The sequence below is a fragment of the Paenibacillus alvei DSM 29 genome (assembly GCF_000293805.1).
Taxonomy (GTDB): domain Bacteria; phylum Bacillota; class Bacilli; order Paenibacillales; family Paenibacillaceae; genus Paenibacillus_B; species Paenibacillus_B alvei.
The window spans coordinates 409,001-428,542 of the sequence record NZ_AMBZ01000005.1; the positions used below are offsets into that span (position 1 = coordinate 409,001).

At 48.5% G+C, this 19,542-nt stretch carries 18 protein-coding genes and 1 riboswitch; of the genes, 3 read left to right on the forward strand and 15 right to left on the reverse strand.

Annotation, left to right across the window (positions count from 1 at the left end):
* Positions 1 to 82 precede the first annotated feature (82 nt).
* The 8 genes from cobT to cobD all read right to left on the reverse strand — a co-directional run bounded on the left by cobT (position 83) and on the right by cobD (position 8,853).
* A complete protein-coding gene (gene cobT, locus PAV_RS18770; protein ID WP_005548994.1) occupies positions 83 to 1,138 on the reverse strand; it encodes a nicotinate-nucleotide--dimethylbenzimidazole phosphoribosyltransferase in 1,056 nt (351 codons plus the stop codon).
* Between the two features lie 179 nt (positions 1,139 to 1,317).
* Complete coding sequence (locus tag PAV_RS18775) at positions 1,318 to 2,184, reverse strand: ABC transporter ATP-binding protein (RefSeq protein WP_005548996.1); 867 nt, start codon at positions 2,182 to 2,184, stop codon at positions 1,318 to 1,320.
* The gene (locus PAV_RS18780) at positions 2,181 to 3,224 is read right to left on the reverse strand and encodes a FecCD family ABC transporter permease (RefSeq protein WP_005548998.1); all 1,044 of its coding nucleotides are present in this window, start codon (positions 3,222 to 3,224) and stop codon (positions 2,181 to 2,183) included. Before PAV_RS18780 ends, PAV_RS18775 begins: the two co-directional genes overlap by 4 nt.
* 17 nt (positions 3,225 to 3,241) lie before the next feature.
* Entirely contained in the window at positions 3,242 to 4,240 is a 999-nt protein-coding gene (locus PAV_RS18785; protein ID WP_005549000.1) for an ABC transporter substrate-binding protein, read from the reverse strand.
* Between the two features lie 436 nt (positions 4,241 to 4,676).
* A riboswitch (cobalamin riboswitch) is annotated at positions 4,677 to 4,900 on the reverse strand.
* A gap of 193 nt (positions 4,901 to 5,093) precedes the next feature.
* On the reverse strand, positions 5,094 to 5,975 hold the full coding sequence (locus tag PAV_RS18795) for a histidine phosphatase family protein (RefSeq protein WP_005549004.1): 882 nt from the start codon (positions 5,973 to 5,975) through the stop codon (positions 5,094 to 5,096).
* 31 nt (positions 5,976 to 6,006) lie between these two features.
* Positions 6,007 to 6,972 (reverse strand): adenosylcobinamide-phosphate synthase CbiB, encoded by a 966-nt coding sequence (cbiB, locus tag PAV_RS18800; RefSeq protein ID WP_005549007.1) that lies wholly within the window; start codon positions 6,970 to 6,972, stop codon positions 6,007 to 6,009.
* Positions 6,973 to 7,011: 39 nt separating this feature from the next.
* Positions 7,012 to 7,731: an adenosylcobinamide amidohydrolase gene (locus tag PAV_RS18805; protein ID WP_005549008.1), complete on the reverse strand. Its 720-nt coding sequence runs from the start codon at positions 7,729 to 7,731 to the stop codon at positions 7,012 to 7,014.
* 27 nt (positions 7,732 to 7,758) lie between these two features.
* Entirely contained in the window at positions 7,759 to 8,853 is a 1,095-nt protein-coding gene (cobD, locus tag PAV_RS18810) for a threonine-phosphate decarboxylase CobD (RefSeq protein WP_005549009.1), read from the reverse strand.
* A 352-nt stretch (positions 8,854 to 9,205) separates the two neighbouring features.
* On the opposite strand from cobD, the gene PAV_RS18815 reads away from it, so the two are divergent.
* Positions 9,206 to 9,664: a hypothetical protein gene (locus PAV_RS18815; protein ID WP_005549011.1), complete on the forward strand. Its 459-nt coding sequence runs from the start codon at positions 9,206 to 9,208 to the stop codon at positions 9,662 to 9,664.
* A gap of 131 nt (positions 9,665 to 9,795) precedes the next feature.
* Here the strand turns inward: PAV_RS18815 and PAV_RS18820 are convergent, their stop codons facing one another.
* Positions 9,796 to 10,356 (reverse strand): nitroreductase family protein, encoded by a 561-nt coding sequence (locus PAV_RS18820; protein ID WP_005549012.1) that lies wholly within the window; start codon positions 10,354 to 10,356, stop codon positions 9,796 to 9,798.
* 169 nt (positions 10,357 to 10,525) lie between these two features.
* On the opposite strand from PAV_RS18820, the gene PAV_RS18825 reads away from it, so the two are divergent.
* Positions 10,526 to 11,530 carry a lipoate--protein ligase gene (locus tag PAV_RS18825; RefSeq protein WP_005549013.1) on the forward strand — a complete coding sequence of 335 codons (1,005 nt, stop codon included), beginning with the start codon at positions 10,526 to 10,528 and terminating at the stop codon, positions 11,528 to 11,530.
* Between the two features lie 127 nt (positions 11,531 to 11,657).
* On the opposite strand, the gene PAV_RS18830 is transcribed toward PAV_RS18825, so the two are convergent.
* The 6 genes from PAV_RS18830 to PAV_RS18855 all read right to left on the reverse strand — a co-directional run bounded on the left by PAV_RS18830 (position 11,658) and on the right by PAV_RS18855 (position 18,412).
* Positions 11,658 to 12,515, reverse strand: a complete 858-nt coding sequence (locus PAV_RS18830) for a MurR/RpiR family transcriptional regulator (RefSeq protein WP_005549014.1) — start codon at positions 12,513 to 12,515, stop codon at positions 11,658 to 11,660.
* Between the two features lie 428 nt (positions 12,516 to 12,943).
* Positions 12,944 to 13,825, reverse strand: coding sequence for a carbohydrate ABC transporter permease (locus tag PAV_RS18835; protein WP_005549016.1), 882 nt, complete (start codon positions 13,823 to 13,825; stop codon positions 12,944 to 12,946).
* Entirely contained in the window at positions 13,825 to 14,748 is a 924-nt protein-coding gene (locus PAV_RS18840; RefSeq protein WP_005549018.1) for a carbohydrate ABC transporter permease, read from the reverse strand. Before PAV_RS18840 ends, PAV_RS18835 begins: the two co-directional genes overlap by 1 nt.
* Positions 14,749 to 14,860: 112 nt before the next feature.
* Positions 14,861 to 16,186: an ABC transporter substrate-binding protein gene (locus PAV_RS18845; protein WP_005549019.1), complete on the reverse strand. Its 1,326-nt coding sequence runs from the start codon at positions 16,184 to 16,186 to the stop codon at positions 14,861 to 14,863.
* Positions 16,187 to 16,553: 367 nt separating this feature from the next.
* Positions 16,554 to 17,609, reverse strand: a complete 1,056-nt coding sequence (locus tag PAV_RS18850) for an ROK family protein (RefSeq protein WP_005549020.1) — start codon at positions 17,607 to 17,609, stop codon at positions 16,554 to 16,556.
* On the reverse strand, positions 17,606 to 18,412 hold the full coding sequence (locus tag PAV_RS18855) for an N-acetylmannosamine-6-phosphate 2-epimerase (RefSeq protein WP_005549021.1): 807 nt from the start codon (positions 18,410 to 18,412) through the stop codon (positions 17,606 to 17,608). The genes PAV_RS18850 and PAV_RS18855 overlap by 4 nt, the downstream gene beginning before the upstream one ends.
* Before the next feature lie 143 nt (positions 18,413 to 18,555).
* Here PAV_RS18855 and PAV_RS18860 point away from each other — a divergent pair, with 143 nt between their 5' ends.
* On the forward strand, positions 18,556 to 19,506 hold the full coding sequence (locus PAV_RS18860; RefSeq protein ID WP_005549022.1) for a DMT family transporter: 951 nt from the start codon (positions 18,556 to 18,558) through the stop codon (positions 19,504 to 19,506).
* The last annotated feature ends 36 nt before the right edge of the window (positions 19,507 to 19,542 follow it).

The following is a 19,542-nucleotide window of genomic DNA, read 5'->3' on the forward strand; positions in this document are numbered from 1 at the left end:
TTAATTCTGTATTTCTATTAGTGACTATATCAGCGATACCTATCAATCACTTGTATTAGCGACTCCGTCATTTCTACAGCGGTCATTCCTTATTCGTTACACCCGCCTCTGCAAATGTAGCCATTTCCCGCATAATCCGCATGGCTGCGTCAATCAGTTGGAACATAAGCACTCCGCCGGTTCCTTCCCCGAGTCGCATCTGTACATGCAAGCAAGGGTTCAACTTCAGCTCAGACAAAAGGGCTCTATGTCCCCGCTCCTCTGACAAATGTGAACCAATGAGATAAGGCTGTAGCGCCGGAGCCAACCGAACTGCCGCCAGCGCGGCTGCACTGGAAATAAATCCATCCACGACAACCGGAACCCGGTTGGCCGCAGCTGCAAGAATAACCCCCGTCAGACCGGCAATTTCCAAGCCGCCTACCTTCGCAATCACATCGAGAGCATCCTCTTGGTTCGGTTTATTTATCTCAAGCGCTTGCCGTACTACATTGCATTTATGTTTCCACTGTTCATCACCGATGCCAGTTCCGTGCCCTACTGCATCTTCAGGCTGCATGCCGGTGAAGGCGCACAGCATCGCCGCACTCGCCGTTGTATTCCCAATTCCCATTTCTCCCGTCGAGAATAAACGGTATCCATCGCGGACGTACTGTTCTACAATATCAACACCTACTAGAATCGCAGATAATGCTTCTTCGCGTGACATCGCTGGGCCCTTTGCCATGTTCGCTGTTCCTTTCCGGACCTTGCGCGATACCAGCTTTGGATCACTCAAGTCGGCATTCACACCGATATCAACACAGATCACATCGGCTCCTGCTTCGCGAGACAGGACATTGACTGCAGCCCCTCCACGCAGAAAATTGAACACCATTTGCGGCGTCACTTCAGATGGAAATGCACTTACGCCTTCGTCGCACACCCCATGATCGCCAGCCATGACAATAACTGCCTTCTTCTCGAATTGCGGCTTAACCTCTCCTGTAATGCCCGCAGCCTGCACAGCTATGTGTTCCAGCACGCCCAAGCTTCCCGGCGGCTTTGTCAATTGATTTTGATGCTGGATGGCAGATTGAATTGCCTCCTCGTCCAGCGGTTTAATTTGTGCGATCAGTTGCTTCAATCGTTCATTCATGCTGCTCATCTCCGTTGTCAGATTCAATGCCATACTGTCAGCGCTTTCCGCTGCTCTTGCTTATCTCCAAAAACATCAGCTCAACATGCCTTGCTTACGTTAAATCGTTACCTATTTCAAATTGTAAAGCTAGTAATTGCGTTATTGCAAAATCATAATAAGTTGTGCTGTCCCATCTATCATCCATGACTTGGGCGAATTAACACCTGCGGACGTCCTGTATCAGGATGCGGCACGATCGTCGTGTCGGTGGCAAAGATCCGCGACAGCAGCTCCGGATTCATCAATTCATCGGGCGTGCCTTGGGCAGCAATCCCTCCGTCATGGATTACAACAAGCCGATCACAGTATAAAGAAGCCAAATTCAAGTCATGGAGCACAGATACGATTGTCAAGCCGCAATCCTTCTGCCAATCCCGAACAATATCCATAAATTGCACCTGATAATGGATATCCAGATAGGTTGTCGGCTCATCCAAAAGCACGATGCTGGGCGATTGCACCATCAGCTTGGCCAAAGCCGTGCGCTGACGCTGACCGCCGCTAATCCGATCGAGCGGATAATCGGCCAGCTCTGTCAGTTGCAGCCGCTCCATAATTCGGTCTACGAGCGCTCCGCTGTCCTCGGACTCTGATCCGAGCCAGGACTGAAAAGGGAAGCGTCCCATTTCAACCACCTCACGGACGGTAAAGCCAAGTGGCGGCAGAGCTTCCTGCTGCAATACAGCCATCAGTTGGGACAATGCTCTTCGTTTGTAGGAAGCCAGCGCCTGTCCATTCACCTGGATCGAGCCTGACGTCGGACGATCGGCTCCAGACAATAAGGATAGGAGCGTGGATTTGCCGCTGCCGTTCGGACCGATAATGCCGACCCATTCACCAGCTTGCACACGAAGCTCTACATCATGAAGAACATGCTTCTCGCCATAGTGCTTGCTCAATCCTTGAACTTCAATGATCGTGTCTTTAACCAGTTCGTTAGCGGGATTGCTGCTCTCTGCCAACCCCAAATCCCTTAGCGGCAAATGTTTTCCTCTTTGTGTCATGACCATTTCCCCCGTTTCGCTCGCTTATTGCGCATAAGCAAGTAGGCGAAGAATGGCGCACCCAGGAACGCCGTTACAACCCCCAGCGGAATTTCCGTCGGCGCAAAAGCCGTGCGGGCAATTGTATCCGCCCACATGACATAAATGGCTCCCCCAATTGCTGAGAGCGGTATCAAATATCGATAGTCTGGGCCAACAATCAAGCGCAGCAGATGCGGCACGACTAGGCCGACAAATCCAATGACGCCAGAGACGGACACGGCCGCTGCTGTAATCATTGTCGCCGTCAGCAGCACTGCCCATTTCGTTCGTTCCACATGAAGTCCGAGATGGGAGGCTTGCCGCTCGCCTAGTGCAAGCAAATTCAATGGTCTTGCGTATGCAATAAGAATTACGATGCCGACTGCCAAATAGGGAGCAAGGACAAGCGTATAGGACCAGCCGCGCATCGCCAAGCTTCCCATTACCCAAAATAAAATTTCATTGATCGTCTGATTCGTCATTGCCACAAGAAACGATACAATTGAGCCAAGAAAGGCTTGCATCACTACCCCGGATAAAATAAGCGTCTCGATCGGAATCTTGCCCTGCTCACTGGCAAGCTTGATGACCACCATCAAGGTTGCCACCCCTGTTGCGAATGCGACGACAGGTATAGTCCATTCGCCGAACAGTGCATATTGCAGGCCAAAGTAAATAAGCAAAGCGGCTCCCACAGAAGCGCCAGAAGATACCCCTAATGTATACGGGTCTGCCAGTGGATTGCGCAATACCCCTTGAAATGCAGTTCCCGCTACACCGAGTGCCGCTCCGACGAGCAGAGCCAGCAGAACACGAGGGAAGCGTACCTTCATCATAATTTGCGCAGAGGCATCATCCCATGTAACCGGAATTACTTGATCCATGCCCGGAATATGATGGAGCAGAATTTGTGCAATTTCTCCCATTGGCATTCGTACTGACCCTACAGCCAAACATCCCACAACGGACAAAAGGAGAAGCGCAATACCCGCTCCTCCATACCCAACCATTTTATTCATCGTTCTCTCCACGACGATTATTTCACCAAGTCCGGATGAATCGCCTTCGCAACAGCCTTCAATCCGTCAGCAACACGTGGTCCCGGACGGCTGATCAGGTTCTGATCCACACCAATTACTTGATTGTTCTTAATTGCATTGATATTGTTCCAACCGCTGCGTCCACGAATAATTTCTTCCAAGGACTTGTTCGTCTCGGAATCCACTACACCTTGTGTGAACATGATTACATCCGGATTGGATTTAATATTATTTTCTTCGTTAATTTGAATCCAGCCAGCTGAATCAGCCGCAACGTTTGTGCCGCCCGCCATTTCAATCAGCTCGTTCATGAACTCGCCGCTGCCTACTGTCCAGCCTGGGGAGAATTCAATGTAGACCTTCTTCTTCTCCGCGCTTTGGACCGCATTCTTTACGTCATCACGCACTTGCTTCATGTTGTCAACGACTGTCTTCGCTTCCGCTTGATGGTCTGTAATTTGACCATACAATTCGATATTGGTAATCACATCATCGTACGTTTTTGGCTCGACCTTGAATATTTTAATTCCAAGCTCGCGGAACTTTTTCACAACTGGCTCCTTCATGGAGATGCCTGTGAACACGATGTCCGGCTTGGCTTTAATAATTGCCTCTTCATTCGGCTTCGTAATGCCGCCCATTTTCTCTTTGGACTTCGCTGCTTCCGGATAATCATCAAAATCAGAAACACCAACGATTTGAGCATCCAATCCAAGTGCGAACAAGGACTCTGTCTCTGCTGGAGATACAGACACTATACGTTCAGGCGCTTTTTCGAAGGTAAATTCTTCGCCTGTTGCATCTTTAACAGTCAGTGGATATTTCGTTTTCAGATCATCCTGCTTCGGTTGTTCAGAGGCAGTGTTGTTGGTCTCTTGCTGAGCAGCCGTATTTTCAGCGGGTTTAGCCGCATCCTTGTTGCCGCAAGCCGCAAGTCCTACTGTCAGCATAAGCGCCAGCAGCGCCGCAACCGATTTGTTCAACCATTTGTTCATGTTTTATCTCTCCCTCGCGTCATTCTTTCCTCGTCTTACCTCTGTACCAAATGTGCAAGCGTAAAGCGGTTCCATTCGCCACCATGCGTAACGAAATTGCGTGACAAGTTGCAACTGCCTAAAGTTATACTCCCCTGCGGGTATCGGTTGTCAATGAGCACTTGCATATACCTAAGCTGTACCTCTTCATGTGACTGAATTCGTGATATACATTCGTGCTGTGCATTTACATCAAATTGCATTGCTGTCGTGTATAAGCGCTTATGGTTATGAAATGCTTGCTTATACAGCAAAAAACCCCCGATCCTTCGATCCAGGGGAACACATTGTCATCTATCGCAATATCCAGCAGACACCTAGATACAGGGGCCAGCAGCTAAGCTGCCATGTTGCCTGATGCATTACGCCAATGACGTGCTCCTCTCCGCGAAGGATACAACTCGTCTATCTTCAGGCAGGTTTCCTGACTTAGGAGAATACGTTGAGCTCGCCTTCCCATCCTTATCAGCGGATACCATACCTGCTGATCAATTAGACAGTGGCCTAATGAGCACAACACTCCATTCACAGTGGCGGGACCGCGCCGGGTTCACACCGGCTTCCCTTTTAACCCTGGGTACAAATATCACACATCCCGGCATTTCAACCCATACAGCCCCATTGCTGTACAATAACATTCATGGATCAATCCCGTTATGATTCCCCAAGGACCTGAAGTATCGCGAATATTCAACATCGAATAATTTCGTTATCTAAGTCCTAAACTCGATATTAGATTATAGGGGAAAAGCCCACCACTTGCAATAGAATACATCATTGCTGCGATGATATTAGCCTGTTAGCGCATGCTTCCTCATTTGCTTGGCAGACGTTCCGCTCGCAAGAACTTCCATTTGCGCGCACATTGCTTCGCTGTAATCATGATCCCGCCGCCGATTGGCGCTGCCGCTTCCAAAAATGATTTTCGTGGAAAAGCCAGCGTATATAATCGACGTACGACGCCTCCGTGTGTAACAATGACAACATCCGGCCGCGGGGCAAGTCCGCTGCCATATGTTTGCCGCATCCGGCTCGGCTTGCACCGCATCACCCGCCCACGGGGAAGCGGGGAAGAATGATGCGGCCGACGACGGGCAGCGCATTCCTGACGCTCCGCGTGTATGCCGCAGCTGCTGCCGAAGGATTCGCGCGCGTTCCGCAGCACTTCCCACCATACATGCGCGGTGCGCGTGCAGAAGGACTGCCATGGCTCCCCGCGCGGCGGCTGGACGGCTGAAGAATCGTCCAGCCATCTGCGATACTGAGGATCCTCCTTCAAATCATTGTAGGTCAAGCCTTCCCACATGCCGAAGTCATACTCTCGCAATCTTGTATCCTCTACAGCTTGCTTGCTGTCGCGCGGACGCAAATAAGCAAGCGTATCGCGACAGCGCCGCATATCGCTCGTATATAGAAGCGGTGACGGATGTGCCACTGCGCGGCGAAGCCCTCTCAGTTCTTCAGTGGAATCCGGCAGCAGCGGCACATCTGAATAGCTAATGTAGCGCCGCTCTGTATTCTCTTTCGTCAAGCCGTGGCGTACAAGCGCGAAGCGTACAATCTTGCTGTTCGTTTGACTCTTTTTTCGTAATATATGCCTTGTCATATTGACTCGTTTCCTATTGGTTTTCAATGCTCCTAAACGACGCTTGTTCCGATGAATAGGGGGAGCATTCCATTTAGTTGTCCGTCTCATTCCATTTCGTACTCCTTCATTCACCAATCGTCTACAGAAGCCATCCTCCGCATATATAGAGGAGCAGACTTGCAACAATCACAAAGCATGTGGAGCTGCTTAGTAGCAGCCTGCATACCGCAGGTATATGCTCTGCCTGCAAGGGCTGCTGTGTATCCCCCATATATGCGCGGAATGAACGTATTCCTTTATACACATTATATCCACCAAGCCGGATGCCAAGTGCTCCCGCCGCGGATGCTTCCGCCCAGCCGCTGTTCGGGCTCGGATGCTTTCTCGCATCTCGCAGTGCCGTTGAGCAAGCTCTGCGAGCATCATAGCGATGCAGCAAGGCACTTACCGTGACAAAGACTGCTGTCATTCTCGCCGGTATCCAGTTGGCAATATCGTCAAGGCGAGCAGACGCCCAGCCTAAATTCCCATACTTCTCATTCTTATAGCCGACCATGGAATCGAGCGTATTAACCGCACGATACGCCATTGCCAGCGGTGCGCCTCCGATAAGCGCGAAGAACAACGGCGATATCACCGCATCCACAATATTCTCCGCTACGGTCTCCACGGTGGCGCGTACGACCTCCGGTTCATCCAATTGCTCTGTATCGCGGCCGACAATCATGCCGACTTCTCGACGAGCACTCTCTAAATCCTGCTCTTTCAGCCTCCGATACACAGCCATCCCTGCATCCTTCAGTCCTTTTGCCGCAATTGTTGTTCCAATCAACAATGCTTCGGCTGCCCATCCGATATAATCATGAACATGGTACATCCCTTTTAGAACAAGCCAGGTCACTCCATACGTGCCGCCAACTACAACAAACGGCAGCAAAATTCCAAGCGGCTTGAGCGCTCTCTCAGAAGGGCTGATCCGGCGTATGAATCGCTCTACGGCTCTAATCCCTTTCCCTATACCAATGACCGGGTGTGGAATCGCCTGCGGGTCGCCAACAATCCGATCCCATATGTATGCTGCTATTATGATAAGCGCTGCTGTCATGTTTCTCCCACCCTAGTAGGTTGTTCCGCTCGTTAGCGGTTACGCTTCATGCTGAGTCTTCACGGATTCATATACAGTGTTATAAACGAGCTGCCCAACTGCATGTCCCAATGTTGTCGCTGTTCCCGCATAATTGTGCACGGGTTCATACCGACCGCTGTCTATTACTGCAAGTGCAATCGCATCCGTAGTCGTTCCTGTGGCAACGCGTCCCGTTTCAGCGTCTATGATGCCAAGATCAGACAGCGCTGCACATTTGGCCTCTGTAGCCGTCATGAATAGATTCAATATCGCCGCATTGGACAGCTTCCCATCCAATACAAGAATTGAATTGATCGTGCCTGGCTTCAACGATTCATAGGCTGAAAATACACGCCGCGGCATGCCTGAACGTGCCGCATTGGATGTCCCCGCCGTTGTGATGCACAGCAGCGAGCATTCATCCGCTTCCTGCTCGACAACAGAGGCATGACTAACTTTTGCAGCCGTCAAGAGCCCCACCGTCTGTTCCGGTACATAGCCACTTTCCATACACGAAAGCCGCAGATATTCTGCTGGATCAGTGCAGTCGAATTGATAATGAACCATTTGGTTCAAAATGCGATTCCCCATCCATTGCCCGCCATGGTATACAGCACTGCTCCATATTGGTGCAGTTTGCGGCAGCTCAACAGCGACTTGAGCATCCTCCCAGTGAATATGTACTCCTGCGATATACTGAGATAGATAGGAGCGTTTCCCCTCTCGATATGGCTGCATCCCGCTTCCCCTCAATTCTGTGTTTGTTTACTGTAACACAGCTGCAAGTGCTGACGCTACAATTCCGTTCGCTCGTCGATCCTTGACTGCGATTCGGAAGTCTCTCTCCGTGAGCCCAGCATACATATCACAATTGCGTATCAGAATACCTGCGCGGCATAATTCTGCCTGAAGCAACTTCGCCGTCCACCCCTCCGGAGCTCGGCACAATAAAAAATTCGCCACGCTTGGCCACGTCCGTATCCCTAGTGCATGCAGTTGCTTGCGCAAAACAGCTCGCTCTTCAGCAATGAGCGCCCGCGTCGCATTCGCATATGGTTCCGCTTGCTCGTCCGACAATAAGGCTTCGCCAGCCGCGAGAGCCAAGCCATTGACACTCCATGCCACTTGCATGCGCAGCATCGCCTCAATATGCTGCGGCTGGGCAATCGCATATCCAAGGCGCAGTCCGGGAATGGCGTAAAACTTCGTTAATGAACGAACAACAATAAGATTTGGGCAGCGATATACGATTGGAACAAGAGACATTTCTTCTTCATTCGCAAAGTCAATAAAGGCTTCATCGATAACAAGAATCGTTGAAGCCGCCTCTGCTAACACTGCAAGTCTTTCCAGCAATGCGCGCTCGTACAAGGCACCATTCGGATTGTTTGGATGTCCAATAAACACCACATCAGTTTTCGAAATAAGCTCAGACAGTTGTGCTTCAGTCGCGCAGAAGTCGTTATCTTCGCTGCCCACTACATGGATTACTTCAGACCCGAACTTGCGTGACAGCGTCTCATATTCGGAGAAACAAGGCGCAATGACGCCAACCCGTTGGGGACGAATTGCCAACAGCAGCAGGGCCATGCACTCTGCAGCTCCGTTTCCGATGCTAATATAATCCTCGCCTACTCCCAGTTTCGCAGCTAATGCTTTCTTCATCTTCCGGTGCCCAGGATCCGGATAATGAACAATAGAAGCCATCATCTCATTCCTGAGGCGCTCCATAACGGCCGTCGGCGGCCCAAGCGGGTTAATATTGGCACTGAAATCCAGCAGCGCTTTACTGTCTACTCCAAATGCATCCGCGGCTGTCCATACATCCCCGCCATGTCCGAATCGTTCAACTGTGCTCATTGCTGTCTTCCTCCCAAGGATGTCCAGTAAATTTGTCCAATGGTTGAATAAATTCTATGTACAGCTCCACCCAGACGGAGCTCGACCAGTTTGCAATAATCATTTCTACTCGTCCATTATGCGGAAGACAGCATTGTTCGTCAAACGAATTTTCCTAGTATGTTGGAGAGTCTTATTCATGTTAAGCAGGCATTGCAGCGCGATTATGAAGGAATTGCTAATGAATTATTATGAATTTCCAAAAAACATTGGTCAAACGGACACTGTAACACTTCTGTTAATTGCTGTATAATCTTGTTGCAACACACATCTTTACGTAGATGTGATATGTCATAGACGAGGAGGGATGATTATGTCGGTGCATCACAAGACATCATGGGCTAATCTCGGCGCCGCCATCATTGTTTCCATCTATTACGCTGCGATTTTGTTTCGACTCAAGGGAGACATTGGATTATACAGTATTGAAATGATGGCCCTTGCACGCAATGTGTTTGGAATTACTGTCGTTATTCAAGTCGTTATGCACTTTATTAACTTTATGTCCAAGGATGAGACTGAGGACAAGGAATTGGCTCGCTCTGTGTCTATGCAGGCTAATCAGTTCAGCCTACTTTTTCTCGTTCTCGCTGTAGCTTGCTGTGCGGCCTATTTAATTTATGTATCGGATACACGCACCCTGTTGCTTTCTCCGCTCGTCTGCGCTCATTTACTCGTATGTGTGCTGCTGGCTGCGTGGATTATCAAGCACACCTTAGAATTAATGATGTACCGTCGTTATTTGGAGGCAGATCCGTTAGATCGCCCTTAATCATGTAACCGTTTACTTCACGAATATCTATCATTTTGGATACAAAATAATAAAGAGTGTCCACAGCAGCTTTTCCTGCGGGACACTCCTTAATTTGGCCAGCACCGTCAGTTGATACAGGCCAGCCTTGCTTATTTATCAACTACTGTAAAGAGCTGCTCTGCACTCGTACGCGGGCGAGCCTTCGGCGCATTATCGAAATAACCGATACGGATTACCCCTACAATTTTCTCGCCCGGCTGAACACCTACCATTTCACGATACTGCTTGTTATAAATGTAATCGCCTGTATGCCACAGCATGCCGAGCCCGTGTTCCCAGCCTAACAGTTGGAAATTCTGAATCAAAGCGCTAACCGCTTCCAAATCCTCCTGCCAAATATTCGGACGGGGATCTTCCGGCATAACGACATGCAAGTAAGCAGGGACATGTGTCAAGTGATCCATAAACTTCTGGCGCTGCTCTGGAGTTGCGTCTTTCAGCTTGGTCTTTTCCAAAATGGCAAGAAGCCCTTTCACAACGCGTTCCTTGCCTTCTCCTTCTACATATATGAAGCGCCATGGCTCACGCAGTCCGTGATTCGGCGCCCACACGGCATCATTCAGCAGTTGCAGCACCAAGCTGCGATCAACTGGCCTATCGTTAAATTCATGAATACTTCTACGTTCCCGAATGATTGAAGCAATCGACATTAGGACGTTCCTCCTCGTATAGGTCTGCATTGTAACCGTCTTAGTTACTTCTCATCATACCATCTGTGATAACGATTATCAATATCAAATCTGTTTTGTATTTCGATTCAAATCGTATACAATAGAAATATGTACATAACAGCCTCAACATGAAGGAGTCGGACAAGCAATGAAATTTATTGATAATCAAGGCATAACAGACCCTCGCATCAATCTTGCGATAGAAGAATTCGTATTGAAGCATCTGCCGCTTGAGGAAGACAGCTATCTTCTTTTTTATATCAACGAACCCTCTATCATCATCGGCAAAAACCAAAATACAATTGAAGAAATCAATGCCGAATATGTGAAGGACAACAACATACACGTCGTTCGCCGCCTATCTGGAGGCGGGGCCGTCTATCACGATACAGGCAATCTGAACTTCAGTTTCATTACTAAGGACGACGGGCAATCGTTTCACAACTTCCGCAAGTTCACCCAGCCCGTAATCGATACCCTGCATTCGCTTGGCGTTGATGCTGAACTGACTGGTCGAAATGATATTCAAGTCGGAGAACGCAAAATTTCTGGTAACGCCCAGTTCGCTACGCGCGGACGGATGTTCAGCCATGGAACGCTGCTGTACAACTCTGAGATGGAGCATGTCGCATCAGCCTTGAAGGTACGCCAGATTAAAATTGAATCCAAAGGCACGAAGTCTGTGCGCTCACGTGTTGCCAACATTGTGGAGTACATGAAGGAGCCTATGACAATCGAGGAGTTCAAGGCCACTATTCTGCGCCACATCTTCGGAATGGAAGCGGATCAAGTACCGCAGTATGTGTTGACTGAGCAGGATTGGGAGGTCATTCACCGCATCTCCGAAGAACGCTACCAGAACTGGGACTGGAACTACGGCTCTTCCCCGAAATTCAATGTAGAGCATTCGAAGAAGTTCCCTGCCGGCATCGTCGATGTGCGCTTGGATGTAGCAGATGGCGTTATCCAATCGATGAAGATTTACGGCGACTTCTTCGGCATCGGTGAAGTAAGCGACATCGAGGAGCAGCTTCAAGGCGTTCGCTATGAGGAGCAGGCCATTTACGAGGCGATTGGAGATATGGATATCAATCATTACCTCGGCAACATTAGCAAGGATGACTTTATCGGACTGCTCATGCTGCAAAAATAGGTGCTAAAAATATAGAATCATACAAAGAGGCGTTCTCCTTGGAAGAGAACGCCTCTTTCTCATGTAACAAAACATACCGGCTATCGATCCGACAGATCCACAGTATGTCCTATCACCGTTATTCTACTTAGTATAGCTTGTCCAATACTGATTTTGCCGTTTGCTGAATTGCCTTGTAGGCCTTCTCTTTCTCTTGAAGGGCAACCGCCGTAGACAGAATATCCAGCACATGGATTTGAGCAATCTTCGAGGAGAAGGCTCCGCCCTCTAACGGTGTTTCCTTGGACTTGATCAATAAAATAGAGTCTGCATATTTCGTAATTGGCGACTTCGCATGGCTCGTTAAACAGATGAAAAACACCCCATTGTCTTTCGCTAACCGGATCGTGTCTACCAAGTCCTTCGTACTGCCCGATGTCGATATGCCGAATACAACATCCTGTTCCGACATCAGTACAGCATTCATCGCCATCACGTGCGGATCTGTAATCGCTTCTCCCGTGTAGCCCAGCCGCATAAATCGATACTGCGCATCCATCGCTGTCATCGCTGAGGAGCCTACGCCCATGAAGAACAAGCGCTTCGCCTTAACAATGGCCTCGACAGCCTTATTCAGCTCTTCCATATTTAGCAGGGACAACGTGTGCTCCAGTGATGCGACATTCTCCATTGTCATTTTTTTCGCAACAACAGACAAATCATCGCTCTCTTCAATTTCGCTATTCTCATGCTTCAATGGCGATACCAGATCCTTGGCTAAGGACAGCTTGAAATCCTGGTAGCTCTTAAAGCCGAGATTGCGGCAAAATCGCAGCACGGAAGTCTCGCCTGCACTTGCTCTCTCTGCCAAATCCGTAACTGTCGCATAGAGTACCGAATCCGCATTTTTCAACACATAATCGGCTATTTTCTTCTCTGTCTTCGTAAGTGACGGATACAGGCTCTTAATAAGCAGAAGAGTATTCGTATGTTCACCAGCGACCATCTGTGACTCCTCCAGTCTCGTTATGTCATTCAATCGGCGTCATCACAGCAAGGATGAAGCCTCTCTAGCGCGGCCACCTGCTAGATTGCATGCCCTGCAAATCCCAGTTCACCTATACATCAATCATCAACGATTCAATGCCTTCCATAATATGAACCCAGTCTTCACGCTGGTGCAGTAATCCGCTTATTTTTCCCCGCTATCTGGTATATACCTAGCCTTATCATCTAATGGAATGAATAAAAAATCAATATTTTATCGCAAAATCATGAAAGCGCTTCTATAATTATACAATCAAATTTCCTTTTCTCTATCAGCACATACACTTTCAACCAATTTGCGATAGAAAAACGACCAACATAAAGGCGGCAAATAGACAGTTCGTTAACTGCTATTGCCGCCTATTGAGCTAAATATATCGTGATAAATCACTTAAATCCTGTCAAAGCGATACCTTCAATAAATTGCTTCTGCACGAAGAAGTATAGGACTACGATCGGTACCGTAAAGAGTGTGGATGCAGCCATCAGCTGCTCCCAAGCCACCTTAGTTTCTCCGATGTACCCTTTTAGACCAATAGACAGGGTCCAATTTTCCGGACTGTTCAAATAGATGAGCGGCCCCATAAAATCCCCCCATGAAGCGAGGAAGGTAAGCAAGCCGATCGTCATCACCGCTGGACGCGCCAATGGAAGAATGATTTGCGAGTAAATTCGGAATTCAGACGCACCATCAATTTTCGCTGACTCGGACAGCTCATAAGGCAGGTTCATAAAGAACTGGCGTACCATGAAGACGTTCGTTGCCATCCCGAACCACGCCCCAAGCCAGAGCGGCCAGAAGGAATCGAGCAAGCCTAGATTGTTGTACAATACGTATAATGGAATCAGCGTAACTTGATACGGAAGCATTAAGGTTGCCAGCATGAAATAGAACAACGTATTGCGTCCCTTAAACTGAATGCGGGAGAATCCGTATGCTACGAGCGGACAAATCAATACGACCCCAATTACACTGACGCCAGCGACCAGAACCGTATTCCATAAATAGCGGAAGAATGGAATCATATTGACAGCTTCTACATAGTTGCTCCACTGAAAATGCTCCGGGATCCAAACAATTGGAATCGCGAAAATCTCTTCCTGCGTCTTCAGTGACGTAAGTACGGTCCATACGAATGGCAATAAAAACAGCAGACCAACAACACCAAGAATCAAATGCGGAATCCACGTTTCTCGAATAGAGCGCTTGATAGAACGCCGATGCTTCGCCTGACTCATGGGGGTAACCGATGTATTTACGCTGCTCATCAACGTTCACCTCCGTAATAAACCCAGCGAGCTGATGACCGGAAGACAATAACCGTAAGCACCATAACGATAATGAACAAGATCCACGCCATAGCGGATGCATAGCCCATCTTCAAGAATGAGAAGGCATTTTGATAGAGATAGATGGCATAGAACAAAATAGAGTTCTCAGGTCCGCCAATCGATTGCGCCTGTTCCGCGAATATCATACCCTGCGCGAAATATTGGAATGACCCAATGAGACCCGTTACGACGAGGAACAGGTTCATTGGCGAAATCGCAGGGAACGTAATGTTCCAGAACCGCTTCCATGCATTCGCTCCGTCAATCGAAGCAGCTTCATAATATTCCTTCGGCACATCCTGCAATGCCGCCAAGTACATGACCGTGGTTGTTCCGGTTCCCCAGAAGCCCATAATAATAAGGGAAATCTTCGTCCACTTCGGATCATAAATCCAGTTCGGTTCCGGCAATCCAAGCGCACCGAGCATTTGGTTCACGATACCGTACTGCGCATTGAGCAGCCACATCCAGAGCAAGGAAGCAGCTACGATCGGTACCAGTGTAGGCAAGAAATAGACGGTACGATAGAAGGACTTCCCCTTTACCTTCATGTTCAACAGAAGCGCAATGCCAAGCGCGTATGCCAACTGCGGAAACAAGCCAAAGATCGTCATAAACAGGGTGTTATACATCGACAAGTAGAACTTATCATCATGGAACAATTCCTTAAAGTTATCCAATCCCACCCATTGCGGGGCAGAAAACAAATTGTATTCTGTAAAGCTGTAATATAATGAAGTAATGATCGGGTATAATTGGAACCCAATAAAGCCAATAATCCATGGGCTAATAAAGGCCAGTCCGATCAACAGGTTTTTGCGCTCGCGTCTGCGTATGCCAGCATTGGTCGTGCTCTCCATATAAACTCCCTCCAATCGATCGGGGTAAAAAGACAGCCTCCCATAGTGGGCAGGCCGTCCGTTGTCATTCTCTCTCTTTCGGTTACATTAACGGTTACAGCCACACATGATGTTATTTTTTCTGTGCTTTATCGGCTAATGGCTGAATCTTCTTCACAACATTATCCATTGCCTCTTGTGCGGTTTGCTGTCCTTTAAGCGCCTTTTCTGTTTCTTCAGTCAACGACTGCAAATATGCATCGATATAAATCGTGTTCGGGAAACCCTTCAGGTTCTCGCTCTTCGCACTTTCAAAGAATTCTTGGTTGACTGCAAGCTTTGGATCATTTTTGATCTTCTCGTTGTCCAACACGCTCAACACAGATGGAATCGAGCCATTGACCAACGTCATTTCAATTTGTGCTTCATCACTGAGCATGAACTGCAAAAACTTCCAGGCAGCGTCCTTATTTTTTGCTTTTGTCGGAATGTACATTGCTACAGGGCTGACCATCCCCGCGTTCTTTAGCTCAGGCTTATCCTTTGGATATGGGAATGGAGCTACACCAATTTTGCCTTCGCTGCGCTCTGTTACATACCAGTTATCCCAACCGATAATCATGCCGAGCTTGCCTGTTACGATCGGGTCTTGCGGGGTAAGCAGTCCGCCCATGCCCGATTTAATTTTGTCGATGCCATCATTGCCAAATTCTCTGTAATAGGACATTTGATAATCAATCGCATCTACGTTTGCTTTTTGATTCGCTGTCAGCTTACCGTTGCCGTCATCCCAGCTTCCGCCGAAGATCGTAGGCCAGAATACGCTGTCAATCCAAGGATAGTCAGGAATGAATCCGATTTGTGTATAGCTGCCGCTGCTATCTTTTTTCGTAAGCTTCTTCGCCACTTCGAACATGTCTTCCAAGGTTTCAGGAGGGGCCGTAATGCCTGCGTCCTCGAACATCTTCTTGTTGTAAAACAGCTTGTTTGCCATTGCCAAGCGAATTGGCATGCCGTATGCCTTGCCATTAACCTTCATCCGCTCGAATGCCGCAGGGATCAATCTGGTCATATCGAATTTATCCTTCTGGATAAATTCATTAAGCGACATGATGGCTCCAGCTTCTGACCAAGGACCAATGAAGTTCCATTGTGTTTGCAAAATATCAGGCGGGTTGCCGCCGGAGATAGCTGTCAATTGCTTCAAATGATCTTGACCGCCAAGCGCCTTGACTACAACTTCTTTTTGGCCGGCGTTGAATTTTTCGACCATTTTGTCTAGGTACTCGCCGTCTTTTCCTTTTACGCCATACCAGAATGTAATCTCCGTAGGCTTGCCATCACTTCCGGAAGAGGATCCTCCTTCACTGGAGCCTTTCCCTGAGCAAGCGCTCAAAAATAAAGTGAAGAGCATGAAACAAGCTAGCAATAGCATCGTTGTTCGTTTCATTTTTGCCATCTGAACCACCCTTTTCATGTTGTTGTAGCTTTATGGTGAACAGAGTCCGATACGCGTTAGGAACTCTTTGTCACAAGTAAACGTTTTCAAAAAGATCTCAAAACGAAACTCACCTTGCCGTTCAGATCGCGATACGTATACGGTTACAATTCTAGGGTAAGAAATCTAAGATGGGTAACAGTCTAAACTAGAAACGCTGGAGCAGCATTTCGAACTTACATGAAAGGACTGACAAGTTGAGGTACAAATCACCATAGAAATAGATAGTATCTTATTTATTTCGGTGAAATAATCCATTTGAAACAATATGTATGAATCTCACATCCAAATTATATACTGCCTTTTTGGATTTCTCAACCACAAAATTCTAATTCGTTTGAACTTTTTGTTCAAAAGCAAGAAGTTGTTCGGAGCTACGCCGCTCCTGCAGCTCTGTATAAATACAATGGGCCGCCCCAACGACTCCTGCATGCTCACCCATTTCAGCGGCATGGAGCTCTACTCCATTTCCCCAATAAGCCGGCATGCACATCTTGCGCATCTCTGCTTTGATCGCTTCAAGCATCCATGTCCCTTGACCCGTAATTGCTCCCCCCAAAACAAATTGCCGACAATTAAGCACATGCTGCAGCGCCACCAGTCCCACTGCGATATTGTGGATATATTGAGTAATAACCTCATTTGCTGCTTGATTGCCGCTGTAAGCTGCTGCGAACCAGTCCTTCGGGTTCTCCTCACATGGAGGCAGGAGCGACATCGAAGCGGGATTGCCTTCCGCCGCTTGAATCTTCTCCTTGATCATGCGCTTCAAGGCGTTGACGGAAGCATATTGCTCCCAGCAGCCGCGCAATCCACACGTACAGGGTTCTCCATCCATTTGCACAATAAAATGGCCAAACCCGCCTGCATGCCCATCGGCCCCCCCATAGAGAGCACCCTGCTCAATAATTGCACCGCCAATACCTGTACCAAGCGCTACGCATACGAATTGCTTCAGGTCTCTGCCTGCCCCCTTCCAGCTCTCCCCTAGAGCGATTGCATGCACATCGTTCACAACACGGACGGGAAGACGAGTCGCTTCACTCAGCCATGATTGAACAGGAGTTCCGCTCCAGCCAGGCAGATTGTCCGTCGCATATGCGACATGCCCATCATGATGGATATAGCCCGCAGAACCAACCCCAATGCCTTCAATCATCCATTGATTTTCTTCCGCATCTTCCCGATACAGAGCAATAAGCCGCAGCAACTTGTTCAGCAGCTCGTCACGCCCAAGCGCAGCTTCTGTAGGAAGAGTTCGGGAATGGAGCACCTTCCCATGTCTATTCACAATGCCGCTCTTGATATTGGTTCCGCCAATATCAATTGCAATCACAACAGATTCTTTCGTCATTTCCGATTCCGTCAGGGTCATAAGGGTCATGAGGAGCACCCCTCCTTGCCAGCCTCGCTTCCAACGTGCTGCCGATTCATTACGGGAATGACTGAACCTGTCATTGCCGTTTGAGCGGGAACTGTCCCACCTTTAATTTTAGAGACAAATGTGCTGGTTAAGGTATGCGGCCGGGTAATCGCCGTGCCCACTACAACAGCAAATGCCCCATTTCTCAAGGCTTCCTCTGCCTGCTCCGGTGTATGAATACGTCCTTCTGCAATGATCGGCTTCGACACCGTAGAAGCCAGCCGCTTGATCAGCTCCATATCAGGCTCCTTCTGCTGGAGACTGTATGGCGTATAGCCAGAGAGTGTCGTAGATATAAAATCAAAGCCAAGCTCTGCTGCACGTACGCCTTCCTCATAGGTTGAAATGTCAGCCATTAATGGAGTTTCGTATTTCGTCTTGACAGCGTTTGCGATGTACTCAAGCGTCTCACCTGATGGCCGTGTCTGCATTGTAGCATCAAGGGCGACCATATCAGCTCCTGCAGCGATCATGACTTCAACATCCGAAAATGTTGGGGTTATATATACGTCAGAGTCAGGATATTCCTTCTTCCAAATCCCAATTACCGGAATACTTACTGCTTCCTTAATTGCTGCCACATCCTGCGGTGAATTGCTCCGGATTCCGGCTGCGCCGCCGTTCACTGCAGCAAGGGCCATACGAACCATCATATCGCTGCCATACAGCGCTTCTCCAGGATACGCCTGACACGATACAATCAAATTCCCCTGCAGTTGTTGAACCAGCCTTTCAACCTTTTTGTTCGTTTCCTCTACCTTCATCGTTTCCAACTCCCATAGGTTAGAAATAATCATCCAATAATTCGACTATATTTCGGATTATTACTCCAAATTTAACATGGAAAATGGAGGATGTAAAGAATTGATAATTGAAACTCCGCTTTACAGCATGCTCACTTTCTTACATGATAGGAGTAAAATATTCGCATGCCGGAAGGAGTCCTGTCTCATTCATCATGAAACGCACATGGTTGGCTGATGTATGTCTTTTACTCGTCGCACTTATTTGGGGCAGCACCTTTCTAGTTGTACAGCACGCTGTCCACACCTTGCCGCCACTTGCCTTTAATGCAATCCGCTTTATAGGCGCAGGGCTGCTATTTGCTGTCGTACTGCTTGCCAGACGAAGCTTGTTTGTATTTCTGGACAAGCGCTTACTGATCCATGGAAGCATTCTTGGCTTATGGCTATTTTCCGCTTATGCCTTCCAGACCATTGGACTGCTGTATACGACGACGACCAATACGGGATTTCTCACCGGACTGTCGGTAGTGCTCGTTCCGTTCATCACCCTTTGGCTGGCGAAGCAGCGCTTGACCCTGCCTACATGGATCTCTGCCCTGCTTGCACTGTGCGGGCTGTATTTGCTTGCTTTTAACGGCGGGGCTGCTGTATGGAATCAAGGGGATGTGCTCGTATTGCTCTGTGCGGTTGGCTTCGCCATGCATATCGCCTTGACGGGTCGGTTCGCACCGCATCACGATACGCTGCCGCTGGTTACCGTACAGCTCACGATTGTAGGGATTTTATCTGGGGGAAGCTCACTGATTTTTGAGCCGCAGCTGTCAACGGGCATGCTTGGACAAGCACTTTCAGAACCCAAGGTGCTGTTCGCTTTGGCAGTGTCCATCGGGCTGTCCACCGCCTTCGCCTTCTGGGCACAAACGTGGTGCCAGCGTTATACGTCAGCGACACGCGTCGCCATCCTGTTCGCCATGGAGCCCGTTTTCGCAGCTATAACAGGTGTAACCTTTGCGGGAGAAGTGCTTGGAGGGTGGGCCATTGCCGGATGCGGGCTCATTTTTGCAGGAATGATTGTTGCCGAATTGAAATGGGGCGAACATGCTGTACAATAGGAGTATTAGAGAACAATGGGTGTTCACATAGAAGTG